This window comes from Sphingobacterium sp. UBA5789 (assembly GCF_002418355.1).
GTDB lineage: Bacteria > Bacteroidota > Bacteroidia > Sphingobacteriales > Sphingobacteriaceae > Sphingobacterium.
Genome location: NZ_DIDX01000007.1, coordinates 245,314 through 257,768 on the forward strand (window position 1 = coordinate 245,314; position 12,455 = coordinate 257,768).

The 12,455-nt window shown below is 39.8% G+C and carries 9 protein-coding genes; 2 read left to right on the forward strand and 7 right to left on the reverse strand.

Annotated elements, in window-relative coordinates; translation table 11 throughout:
- Positions 1-7 precede the first annotated feature (7 nt).
- Positions 8-1,648, reverse strand: a complete 1,641-nt coding sequence (locus B4B65_RS18405; RefSeq protein WP_293917728.1) for a gliding motility protein RemB — start codon at positions 1,646-1,648, stop codon at positions 8-10.
- Between the two features lie 190 nt (positions 1,649-1,838).
- Between B4B65_RS18405 and B4B65_RS18410 the strand changes: the two genes are divergently transcribed.
- Both B4B65_RS18410 and murI read left to right on the forward strand, forming a co-directional pair.
- The gene (locus tag B4B65_RS18410; RefSeq protein ID WP_293917730.1) at positions 1,839-3,257 is read left to right on the forward strand and encodes a glycoside hydrolase family 125 protein; all 1,419 of its coding nucleotides are present in this window, start codon (positions 1,839-1,841) and stop codon (positions 3,255-3,257) included.
- A gap of 55 nt (positions 3,258-3,312) precedes the next feature.
- Complete coding sequence (gene murI / locus B4B65_RS18415) at positions 3,313-4,140, forward strand: glutamate racemase (protein ID WP_293917732.1); 828 nt, start codon at positions 3,313-3,315, stop codon at positions 4,138-4,140.
- A 568-nt stretch (positions 4,141-4,708) separates the two neighbouring features.
- Here murI and B4B65_RS18420 read toward each other — a convergent pair.
- The 6 genes from B4B65_RS18420 to B4B65_RS18445 form a co-directional block, all read right to left on the reverse strand.
- A complete protein-coding gene (locus tag B4B65_RS18420) occupies positions 4,709-6,163 on the reverse strand; it encodes a LuxR C-terminal-related transcriptional regulator (RefSeq protein WP_293917734.1) in 1,455 nt (484 codons plus the stop codon).
- Positions 6,164-6,343: 180 nt separating this feature from the next.
- Positions 6,344-7,090: a succinate dehydrogenase/fumarate reductase iron-sulfur subunit gene (locus tag B4B65_RS18425; RefSeq protein WP_201678606.1), complete on the reverse strand. Its 747-nt coding sequence runs from the start codon at positions 7,088-7,090 to the stop codon at positions 6,344-6,346.
- Between the two features lie 18 nt (positions 7,091-7,108).
- The gene (locus tag B4B65_RS18430) at positions 7,109-9,025 is read right to left on the reverse strand and encodes a fumarate reductase/succinate dehydrogenase flavoprotein subunit (protein ID WP_293917736.1); all 1,917 of its coding nucleotides are present in this window, start codon (positions 9,023-9,025) and stop codon (positions 7,109-7,111) included.
- A 19-nt stretch (positions 9,026-9,044) separates the two neighbouring features.
- Positions 9,045-9,701, reverse strand: coding sequence for a succinate dehydrogenase cytochrome b subunit (locus B4B65_RS18435; RefSeq protein ID WP_201678604.1), 657 nt, complete (start codon positions 9,699-9,701; stop codon positions 9,045-9,047).
- Between the two features lie 13 nt (positions 9,702-9,714).
- Positions 9,715-11,145, reverse strand: a complete 1,431-nt coding sequence (locus tag B4B65_RS18440; protein ID WP_201678603.1) for an anion permease — start codon at positions 11,143-11,145, stop codon at positions 9,715-9,717.
- A 23-nt stretch (positions 11,146-11,168) separates the two neighbouring features.
- Positions 11,169-12,344, reverse strand: a complete 1,176-nt coding sequence (locus B4B65_RS18445) for a porin (RefSeq protein WP_293917739.1) — start codon at positions 12,342-12,344, stop codon at positions 11,169-11,171.
- Positions 12,345-12,455 lie beyond the last annotated feature (111 nt).

Genomic DNA, 12,455 nt, shown 5'->3' on the forward strand with positions numbered 1-12,455 from the left:
GTTATTCTTAGAAATCTCCATAAAAATTACGGAACGACGACCGCAGTCCTACTGAAATAACACCTGATTTTTGCGTCGGAAGATTTTCGATCTGGCGATAACGTTGGGTATATCCCACTTCAAATCTCAGATTATATTTCGGATTCAGTACATATGCAGCTCTCACATCTCCGTAGTACAGATTATTCTTGACACCCTGTCCGATCGAATTTCCATACATATTCGGGATAGTCTGATAAGATTGGAAGATATCTCCTCCCATATTGATATCCGGATTAGGGTCTGTCCCGAATCTGTTATAAATCAACTGTCCTGAAAAATCAAATCGCTTCCATGAGTAATTCAGCATTCCGATAAATTCTCTGAAATTAGCTCCGGAAGGATGCGCCAGAGGTTCACCATGATTACTATAGTTAGATATAGAAGTAAAGTGCTGATAGGTGTATGGACGTACGGTATTAAATTCTCCCAGAAAATTAAGACTTTTCACACCAAACAGATCAAATCCACGTGCACCGAGCTGTACTCCCCACTTATTGTGGGCGTAGCCATTTCCTTTGAAAAATTCGCTTGCAGTGAACTCCCCAAGTAAGAACTGACCATATACAGTTGCATTGCGCAACACTTTATATTTGGCGTTAAGTCCCAAAAACATTTTATCCGGTGAAGAGGCATTATTAGATTCTACAGCACGCAGAAAGATTATGGGGTTAATGTAGTTAAAATCAAATCCTCTTTTACCGGCTTCATTCTGATTAGCCCAGATCACCGCCTGAAAAAAACCTACTGACAACTTATTTGTCGCATTATAATCTAAATACTGAAATGCTCCCCACTTTATTCCATCCCCGAAACGGCCTCCAGAATTCAGTGAATCCACTCTCGGATTTTTGGGATCTGTCATATAAGCCCATATCGAAGTATACTGCACATTACCAATTTTACCTCTCAGCTTAAGATGCGTATAGTTGGATGAAAAATCTGAAAGTAACAAAGAACGGTAACCGTCTCCGATAAAGTTTTTATCGTATGCCAGTGTGACCTGTAAGTAAGGATTTACATCATAAGTTGCACTTGCAGTTGCATACATCCAGTCTTTGACATTATTAGATTGTAATTTGGTAACTCCCTGTCCAGGAATTAGCATATTCTGCGTCATATAAGTATCCAGATACTCCGGAAACCTTGCCTGATTCTCAAAAGCGTTGGCATAGAATGTAAACTTGTCTCCTATTGTCAGACCTGCCTGCACCCCGCGTGTATTCATCCATGTACTGCGTTTGTCTCCCATCAGATCTTTACCAATCTGAAAATCCGGCATAAAATCAAGGTAAAAAGTATGATCTTCCTTTTCTACCTGTACCAGATGTTCATTAAAAATCTTACGCATAAAGATATTGTCCGAATCTACATGTCCTACATTTTGTAAAGAGTCATACTTAGATAAAAGCTGATCCTTAAATATAAAGGGTTTGGATGAGGTAAACTCTCTGGTATCTGGAGAATAGACGAGTTCGTTGAATTTCTGATAATATTGATAAGAATATGTCTGGTTTCTGACCTGTGCTAATGCAGTATGAGATACAAGTGATAAAGGCAAAACGGCAAAGGTCCAACGCAGCCAGGGTCTGAGTAATGTGAATTTCATATATATATCAAGTTTCAACGGATTCTACAAGCAAAATCCATTCCTAACTGCAAATTAACTAAATATTATTGACTCGATTTCTGCCAATGTCAGTTTTGATAAAGCTAAAACGTATTTGCCACGCTTAAAAAGAAATATATTTTTATTATATTGCAAATTATTACAGAAACTAATTTATAACTCCACCATAATGAAACGAAGAACTTTCATTCAAAATGCCGCCCTTCTGACGTCCGGAATGATGGCCAGTAAACTTTCATTCGCCGAGATGCAAAATTCATTTCCGGTAGTACGTATCGCAAAAGATAAAAGACATTTTTCCAGCAAAGTCATTGAAGATGTGATTACCGAATTCCAAAAAGGAGTTTCGAATAAAGAGATGGCATGGATGTTTAACAATTGTTTTCCAAATACATTGGATACAACTGTTTATCCGGAAAAAGATGGAAATAAACCTCTTACCTATGTGATCACAGGTGATATCGATGCGATGTGGCTTCGTGACAGTAGTGCGCAGGTCTGGCCATACCTCCCTTTTATGAAGCAAGATAAAAATCTTCAGAATCTAATCATGGGATTAGTCCGCAAGCAAAGCAAGTGTATCATTATTGATCCTTATGCAAATGCGTTCTATAACGATCCTACTAAAAAAGGAGAATGGTTCAGTGACCATACGGATATGAAACCGGGTATCCATGAGCGCAAATGGGAAATAGATTCTCTTTGTTATCCTATCCGATTATCTTATGCATACTGGAAGGCTACAAATGACACCACTCCGTTTGATGAGGAATGGGTGAAAGCACAGCAAAATATCTACAAAACGTTTGTAGAGCAGCAGCGTAAAGATAGTGTAGGACCTTACAAATTCGAACGTACAACAGCCCGTGGTACAGATACCTTACAAGTAGATGGATTGGGTTATCCTGTGAAACCTGTAGGGCTAATCTGTTCCAGCTTCCGTCCATCAGATGATGCAACTATCTTCTCCTTCTTGATTCCATCGAATCTGTTTGCAGTAGTGAGCTTGAGACAATCAGCTGAAATCTTACGTGCTGTAAACAAAAATACGGATCTGGCTTCCAAAATGGAGAACCTTGCCAATGAAGTAGAACAAGCTATTCAGAAATATGGTATTATAGATCACCCGCAGTTTGGTCGTGTATACGCTTTTGAGGTAGATGGTTTCGGCAGTCACCTTATGATGGATGACGCCAATGTACCGAGTTTATTGGCTTTACCGTACCTTGGTGCTGTGGATGTTAATGATGAAGTATATCAGCGTACACGTAAATATATCCTTTCTGCAGACAATCCGTTCTTCTTTAAAGGAACAAAAGCTGAAGGTATCGGAGGCCCGCATATCGGTCGTGATATGATCTGGCCAATGTCTATCATCATGCGTGCATTTACTTCAACGAATGATGAAGAGATCCGTACCTGTATTCAGACGCTGGTTCATACGCATGGTGGCACCGGATTTATGCACGAATCCTTCCATAAAGATGATCCTACGAAATTCACCCGTCACTGGTTTGCATGGGCAAATACATTATTTGGAGAATTACTATGGAAAACTTACAAAGAAAAGCCATCTTTGCTTAAGTAAACAGAATATTCTTAAGGTAAAACGCTATTGGGAATATTCTCAATAGCGTTTTTTTATGTCAAATCCCACAGTTCATAACAGTCCTATAGGTGTATTCGATTCCGGTTACGGAGGTCTGTCTGTATTTAAAGAAATCAAAAAGGAACTTCCCGAATACGACTACATATATCTGGGTGATAATGCCCGTATTCCATATGGCAACCGCTCTTTTGAAACCGTATATCAATTTACAAAAGAATGTGTTTTTAAATTATTCGACCTGGGCTGTGATCTGGTTATCTTAGCCTGCAATACTGCCTCTGCAAAAGCATTGCGATCCATACAGCAACATGATCTTCCGCCTGGAAAGAAGGTATTAGGCGTTATCAGGCCAACAACTGAAATAATAAAAGAATATACTACTACAAATAAAATAGGAATACTGGCTACTACCGGCACTGTAAAATCAGAATCCTATAAAATTGAAATCAACAAATTCTACCCTGAAATTGAAGTTTTTCAGCACGATTGTCCTTTTTGGGTCCCGTTGGTAGAAAATAATGAAATAGAAACAGAAGGCGCCCGGTATTTTGTCGAAAAAGATATTCACGAACTTCTTTCTAAATCTTCAGAAATCGATACTATAGTATTGGCATGTACACATTATCCCCTGCTGCTTCCGGTTATCAAGGAATTTGTTCCTCCTCATATTCAGATTATTTCACAAGGACCTATCGTCGCTCACAGCCTCAAAAATTATCTGGACAGACATCCTGAAGTGGAACAAAACTGTTCGAAAGGTTCTACATTGCAATTTTTCACTACAGATGATGCAGCAGGATTTGAAGAAAAGGCAGAAATCTTTTTTGGACACCCGGTAAAAGCCAGTACTATAAAAGTCTGAGCTTTCAACATAATTTCAAGGTGGATCAGAAAGATCCACCTTAAAAAGATATCACAAGAAGTGATGATTTATTTGGGTTAATAATTTGCACTTTAAGACGTATTACAAAAATTCCAATCGCTGCGATCTTCCTTTTTACTTCTACGTTATTTCATGTCTCAGAGGTTGTGTATTCTCCTGCAATTGCCGTTGCCCCGTAATCTTAGGAAAAGGGAATAACCCAATTTGCTGTAGTAATTGAATTTATTCCCTTTTGAGATTTATTAACCAATTACAAAAAATGTACATAACCTTCCGGAAAACTAATTACGGTCGGCCCTTCCCCAAGACTGCACATTCAAGGATAAATGGATGGTTAATAAGTTATCTCCCATTAAAGATGTTGGTTAAATACGATGTAAAAGTACAACGACACTTTCAATTTATCCCCACCCGAAAGTATAGGATTGAAAATAATAACATTTTCAAACAATTGATAATCAACACTTTAATAAAATAACACAAATTAGTCCCCCAAATAGGGACTATTGTTTCTTATTTTCAAATGGTAAAATCCATAAATCAGCGATCAGGCCAGACCTCCTATTTTCTCTTTAAATTTGAGGGCCTGAGTACGGCTTTTTATATCCAGTTTGATATAAAGATTACTGACATGATACTTGACGGTATTTAAAGAAATAAATAATTTCTCACCCAGTTCCTGATTGGACAAGCCTTCCCATAATCCCATCAATACATCCATCTCACGTTCAGTAAGCTGATAGTTTTCTTTTAAAAACACAATGGTATTTTCTTTCAGTACAACTGTTTCTTTCGCTACAGAAAGATTATCCTTCAAGTCATTCAACTGATTGAGGTAAATATTGATCTCATTTCGGCAGCGCTCATTTTCTTCCTGTAAAGCACGGGCTTTAAAAATAATCGCAAAACTGATGCTTATAATTTCAAAAGCACTTACAAGCCTCAATGTGTCCATATTGAAAAAAGACAGCCATGCCTGATTGAAGTTCGTATTCAGTACAAATCCGATTCCGACAAGAAGTATAACTCCAAATGTAAGTACCAGAAAACGTGCATATACATCCTTCCGAAATTGCCTGATTGCTAAGCCTATTGCGAATAAAGTCGCAGCAAAACTTGCAATATTGACTACGCTGATAAAGCCCTTCCATTCAAAAATGACAAAAAGTATCAACCCGACAAAAGACAAAGTCATAAGCGGAGTGACCACTTTCCAATAGTTCTTAAAATTATTACGAAGATCCAGAAAATAGTAGGCGAATAAGCAAGCTAAAGAGGAAGAGAAAGGAACGGAATAGACTACAAAATGTTCTAATACTAATTTGCCTTCCGAAAGAAAATAAAACATACCATCCTCGTAGAAAAACTCTGCAAATACGATCAGTTGAAACAAACAGTAAGTAATAAACCGTCTGTCTTTGAAAATAAGGAAGAATACAAAATTAAAGATGACAGACATAACTGCAAGTCCGTAATACAAACCAATTCCAAATAAATGGGTAGCCTCATGACGGAAAAAAGCACTCTCTTCTTTAACAACAACATGAATACCTTTGTACATGGTACTGTTACTCTTGATATAATAGACAGGTTGATCCGTTGTAAAATGAAATTGATTATATCTGGCAAAAGACTCCGCTTTAGCTGCATGATCGCTATCTGTTACGAGAACTAATTTTCCTTGTGAATACACATATAAAGATGCATCTCTGAAATGTGGCGAAGGAATCTGGAGTATCAGCTCTTTATGAAGCTGTTCTCTGGTTAAGGCTCCTTTGATCCACCAGGATTGACCTCCTATCCCATCTGCATACTGCGTTTTATCCTGATTGAGAACAGATCCAAACGTTAAAGACTGTATTTCCTGAATGACAGAAGCTGGCGCTTCAGTTTCAAGAACAGCTGCATTTACTTTAGTATGCCCCATCAAAAGAGACAACATTAAGGATAGTATAATAATGCAATACGGAAAACGGCAATTAAAAGAATAGATATCTTTCATGTAAGATTGGGTCGATTTTTAATGTTTAGGGTTAAAGGCTTAAATTTAGTGTTTTTTAAATAATCCGGCCCCATCTTTTACGCTTCTCTCAAATATTTACTAACAACAAAAGCAGATTTGATACCTGCTTTTGTTGTTTTGTTTTGTACTTACATTTGGAGAACTAAAGACTTTCAATCCTTATTTTTTATAAAATAAAGCTCTGTTATACTCATAGTTCATACGCGCAATATTTATGACGGATATGCCCTGAGGGCATTCGACCTCACATGCTTCCGTATTGGAACAGTGTCCAAAAAACTCCTGATCCATCTGTTGAACCATATTTATAACCCTTTCGTTTCGCTCTTCCCTTCCCTGTGGTAATAAGGCCATATGTGCAATCTTGGCAGAAGTAAATAAGGCAGCGCTTCCATTTTTACATGTGGCAACACAAGCCCCGCAGCCTATACAGGCTGCTGCATCAAAAGCAGCTTCTGTGGACTGATGTGTTACAGGAATAGCATGTGCATCTGGAGCCTGTCCGGTATTGACAGATACGAATCCACCGGAAGATATGATACGATCGAATGCCGACCGGTCTACCTTCAGATCTTTTTTGATGGGAAAGGCATGCGACCGGAAAGGTTCGATAAAAACAGTTTCGCCATCTTTGAAAGTTCTTAAATGTAATTGACAGGTTGTTGTATTTTCCAGTGGACCATGTGCAATACCATTGATCATCATACCACATTGTCCGCAGATCCCTTCTCTGCAATCGTGATCAAACTCTACAGGCTGATCATTTTCTACAATTAATTTTTCATTTAAGGTATCCAGCATTTCCAGAAAAGACATATGAGGATTAAGATTTTCCAATTCATAATCGACCAGTTTTCCTGCAGAATTACGATCTTCCTGACGCCATATTTTCAAATGTAATTTCATGTTTCAATTGTTAATAGGTTATTTATAACTCCTCACAGTAGGCTGCAAAACTTCAAATTCCAACGGTTCTTTATTCAGTATCGGATCAGCACCTTCTCCATTCCAGCCCCATGCCGAAATAAACTGATACTCTTCGTCATTACGTTGGGCTTCTCCTTCAGGAGTCTGATATTCTTCTCTGAAGTGTGCTCCGCAGGATTCCTTCCGGGTCAATGCATCATAGCACATAAGCTCCCCTATCTCCAGATAATCGGCTACTCTTCCGGCCTTTTCCAATTCGGTGTTCATAGTCGTCAGACTTCCCGGTACATGTACCCGCTCATAAAATTCTTTACGTAATTTCCGGATTTCAGCTATCGCATAATTCAGTCCCTGCTCATTCCTTGCGAGACCGCAATAGTCATAGAGGATTTTACCTAAGGTTTTGTGGTAATAATCCACTGTTCTGTCTCCTTTACTACCGATCAGACGGTCTAAAAGAGATTGAACACCTTTCTCTGCTTCTGAAAATTCAGGTAAGTCAGTCGATATTTTACCCGTATGTATATCTCCGGAAAGATAATTTGCAATGGTATAAGGGGCAATAAAATAGCCATCAACAGAAGCCTGCAACAACGAATTTGCGCCCAGACGGTTGGCTCCATGGTCTGCAAAATTCGCTTCTCCCAATGCAAACAAGCCAGGAATAGTGGTCATCAATTCGTAATCCACCCACAATCCTCCCATAGAAAAGTGTGCTGACGGGGATATCATCATGGGCTCTTTATACGCATCATATCCGGTTATCTTACGGTACATATCAAATAGATTTCCATATTTCTCTTTGATCTTTTCTACACCTTGCTCTTTGATCGCCTTCGCAAAATCCAGATAGACGGCATTCTTGAGTGGACCTATGCCATATCCTGCGTCAATGCGTTCTTTGGCTGCACGGGAAGAAATATCACGAGGTGCCAGATTGCCGAATGCGGGATAGCGTCTTTCCAGATAATAATCTCTTTCCTCTTCCGGGATATCATTGGCCGGACGTCTCTCTTCTGTATCGGTCGGCACCCAGATACGGCCGTCATTACGGAGGGATTCTGACATAAGTGTCAGTTTAGACTGGTAATCTCCCGACTGAGGCAATGAGGTAGGATGAATTTGAGTCCAGCTTGGGCTCGCCATGAGCGCTCCCTTTTTGTGCGCCCTCCATATGGCTGAACCGTTGCAGCCCATCGCAAGAGTTGACAGATAATAAATTTTACCGTAGCCGCCTGTAGCCAGAATAACAGCATGTGCTGCATGACGTTCTAAAACACCGGTATCCAGATTCCGCACTATAACGCCTCTGGCCTTACCATCTGCCACTACCAGATCTAACATTTCATGTCTGGAAAACAACTGTACTGTCTTTTTACCAACTTGTCGCATCAGTGCCTGATAAGCACCTAATAACAACTGCTGGCCGGTCTGCCCTCTTGCATAAAAAGTACGGCTTACCTGTACGCCGCCAAATGACCGGTTATTAAGATACCCGCCATATTCTCTTCCAAAGGGTACACCCTGGGCTACTGCCTGATCAATCAGATGGAGTGAACATTCAGCCATCCGGTACACATTGGCCTCACGTGCTCTGAAATCTCCGCCTTTGAGTGTATCCACAAACATCCGGTATACACTGTCACCGTCATTTTTATAGTTTTTGGCAGCATTGACACCTCCTTGTGCTGCTACGGAATGTGCTCTTCTCGGACTGTCCTGAAAACAGAAAGATTTAACATTATAACCCATTTCTCCAAGTGAAGCAGCGACAGAACTTCCGGCAAGACCGGTTCCGATCACAATGACATCCAGTTTCTTCCGGTTGGCCGGATTGACCAGTTTAGCTGTCTTTTTATAATTTTCCCATTTGTCCTCTAACGGACCCTGAGGTATTTTAGCATCTAAATTCATCCCTAATAAGTGTTAAAGACTAATCTATTGTGAAATAAACATATACCGGCATCAGTGCAAATCCTGCACATATAATCACAGAATAAGCAATACCAGCTATTTTTAACCATTTGATATACTTAGGATGAAATAATCCCAATGTACGGATAGAACTGTATACCCCATGAATCAGATGATAGCATAGCGCAATCATAGACAGGACATATATCAATACATACCACCATTCTCTGAAAGTTGTCACCACCAGAAGATAGAGATCTTTATGTCCGTTATTATCAAGCGGAAGTGTTCCGAATTTGTATACATACCAGAAATTCTGAAAGTGGATCACCAAGAATATCAAAATGATGGTTCCCAGAATACCCATATTACGGCTGTACCATTTACTCGCTCTTCCCCGCTTATCCTGACTATATGATCCTCCGGATTTACGATTGCGGATGGTGATGACCAATGCATCCAGCATATGCAGCAGTATACTGGCATACAGCACATAAGAAACTATTTTGATCAAAGCATTACCGGACAGGAAATGGGAATACCAGTTAAACTGCTCTCTTGCCTGCTCCGCAGGAAGAAATAGCTGCAGGTTTCCCAGAAAGTGAATAATCAGAAAAAAGCACAGGAATAATCCGGTAAGGCACATGACTATTTTTTTAGACAATGTAGACAGCATATCTTTCTATTTATTAATAATAACCTATTACTTTCATCCACAATCCACCTACTGCCATATATATAATCAAGAGGACGATCCCAATCTCCAGACCTCTCAACCACCAGGCTTTAAGCTCAACATATCCGCTTCCGAAAAATACCGGAGCAGGACCATGTCCGTAATGCGTCAATACGCCATAAATAGACCCCATAAATCCCAGCATCATGGCCAGAAGCATCGGAGGTATCCCTAATGACACGCCTACTCCTAACAGTGCTGCATACATTGCAGCCACATGTGCTGTTGCACTGGCGAAAATATAGTGACTAAAAAAATAGACTAATATAATAACCGGGAACGCGACCAGCCAGTTGAGACCGCCGATCTGTACTTTGATCAGATCACTGAACCAGCCTATAAAACCCAGTTCATTTAAAGAACTTGCCATCATCACCAATACGGCAAACCATACAATGGTATCCCAGGCTCCTTTTTCTGATTTGACATCTTCCCAGGTCAGCACCGAGGTCAATAGCAACAGTGTGAGACCGACAAAAGCTGTTGTAGTCGCATCAATAGACAGTGAACCTCCGAAAATCCAAAGAACCAACAGGATAAAGAAGGCCAATAACATCAGCCATTCATTTTTCTTTACGGGTCCCATTTCCTTCAGTTTTTCTGATGCCATTTTCGGGGCATCTCCGGTTTTCTTAAGTTCTGGCGGAAATAATTTGTATAGTACCAGAGGAACAATAAAAAAAGCAACCGCTCCGGGTACAAAACCCGCAATCGCCCAGGACATCCAGGTGATATCAATACCCAGATTTGCCGCAAACTTCTGACACATCGGATTACTAGCAGTACCCGTGAGGAACATGGAGGAAGCGATAAGGTTCATATAATAGCTATTCAGCGTAAGAAAAGCCCCAAGCTTGCGGTGAGTTTTCGGATCATCAGGCAGAGAGCCAAAACTAATTGCCATAGACTTCATAATCGGATAGATGATCCCTCCGCCTCTCGCAGTATTACTGGGGATCGCAGGAGCAAGACAGACATCAGCCAGACCTAATCCATAAGCGAGTCCCAAAGAACTCTTTCCAAATACTTTGATAAACAGAAAAGCGATCCGATTGCCGAGACCTGTCTTGATAAATCCACGTGCAATAAAGAATGAAATTCCGATCAGCCAGATCACCTTATCTCCAAAGCCGCTTAGTGCTTTGACAATCGATGCACTGGCATTACCAGGGGCAAGGACTTGTGTTAATGCCGTAAAACCAATGGCCATCATACACATAGTTCCCATAGGAGCTGCTTTCAGAATAATACCCAGAATAGTGGCTGCAAATATGGCAAACAAATGCCATGCTTCCGGAGTGACACCTTTGGGTATAGGTATAAACCAGATAATGATCGCAACTATAAATGTAATACATACATTCTTAATGTTAATCTCCTTCATATGATTGCGTATAGTTTAGTTTTTTAAAGTCTGCTTTGTACCTGCAAAATAAACAGGTTTCCATTGTATGTAGTCGTATTTTCTATCTGGTGCTTATAGCGGTCTATCTGCATACCCACCTGAATACGTGCGCCGTAATTTTTAAGAAATTCCAGACCAAACATAGGCGTAATAGTTTCCCTCGGATTTTTATCCTTTTTGAAATTGACATCCAGGTATTCATAACGACAGGATACTTCTATTGCACTCAGATTCTTATGTTTGATTTCATACCGCAGATTTGGCAGAAAATAGATACCCCGCATCTGATAATCATTGATATCAGGAGAACGTACATCTTCCCCTAAAGCAAAATACAGGTTGTGATTGACGGCTTGTTTGGCCTCTACCTGCATATCCAAAAACCAGCGGGAAGAAAGAGCGATGTTACTGGTCATATCAGCCCCCAACGCATATACAGTTTTATGGAAAGCATCTCCGACTCCACCGTTTACGCCCAGATTGACCCCATATTTACGGGATAAGCCAAATACCATTCTGGACAGGTACTGTTTTCCGTTGTTATTATCAGAAATCTGATTTTTACCATTACCGTTGACAACGGATAAGGCATACTGGAAAGGCATAGTCCCAAAATGTAAGGTACCGCCTACCGAAGCACCAAGCTGAAAACTTGTCCAGCCGTTCTTACCAAATTCAAAATACTGATTGGACCAGTCTAATGATTTGATAATATCTACAGGATATGTTTCTTCTATTCCAAACCAGGGTCTGAACTGCCCTACCGTCAATGCTATTTTGGGGCTAAAGGTGTATTTGAGGTATGCATTTTCCAGTACTTTTGTCTTCGGATCAGACTTAAAGTCTGCCAGATTTACTAAAGCAACAACTTCAGTACGTTTACTGATCTTAGCCTGGACCTGCGCACGCATATATTTTAATGCAAATGTGTTGTCTGTACCGGAGTGATCTGCATGATGTAAGCCTCCCACGTCTACATCTTTATTGAGACTCGTGGTGAACCTGGCCTGAAACAATCCTTTAAACTGAAATTTGGGGTAATTTTCAAAATCTTTTCCCCATGTACTGTCGGGAACCTGAGCATATACTACACGCACAGAGAGTGCATTAATTATTAAAACCAAAAAGAAAGTACACAAGGCATGCATTTTCATATGAAAAAATAGATGTTTCTTCATTGTACGGTAGTTATGTTAATTGGTATTTGGTATATAAATTACAAATACAAAATGGAATTGTTTCAATTTATTTACAATTCACAAACAATCTTAATAAGAAAATATTAAAAT

Coding starts and splice junctions, on each gene's coding strand:
- B4B65_RS18405 (WP_293917728.1), bottom strand. CDS start 1,648: ATGAAATTCACATTACTCAGACCCTGGCTGCGTTGGACCTTTGCCGTT.
- B4B65_RS18410 (WP_293917730.1), top strand. CDS start 1,839: ATGAAACGAAGAACTTTCATTCAAAATGCCGCCCTTCTGACGTCCGGA.
- murI (WP_293917732.1), top strand. CDS start 3,313: ATGTCAAATCCCACAGTTCATAACAGTCCTATAGGTGTATTCGATTCC.
- B4B65_RS18420 (WP_293917734.1), bottom strand. CDS start 6,163: ATGAAAGATATCTATTCTTTTAATTGCCGTTTTCCGTATTGCATTATT.
- B4B65_RS18425 (WP_201678606.1), bottom strand. CDS start 7,090: ATGAAATTACATTTGAAAATATGGCGTCAGGAAGATCGTAATTCTGCA.
- B4B65_RS18430 (WP_293917736.1), bottom strand. CDS start 9,025: ATGAATTTAGATGCTAAAATACCTCAGGGTCCGTTAGAGGACAAATGG.
- B4B65_RS18435 (WP_201678604.1), bottom strand. CDS start 9,701: ATGCTGTCTACATTGTCTAAAAAAATAGTCATGTGCCTTACCGGATTA.
- B4B65_RS18440 (WP_201678603.1), bottom strand. CDS start 11,145: ATGAAGGAGATTAACATTAAGAATGTATGTATTACATTTATAGTTGCG.
- B4B65_RS18445 (WP_293917739.1), bottom strand. CDS start 12,344: ATGAAGAAACATCTATTTTTTCATATGAAAATGCATGCCTTGTGTACT.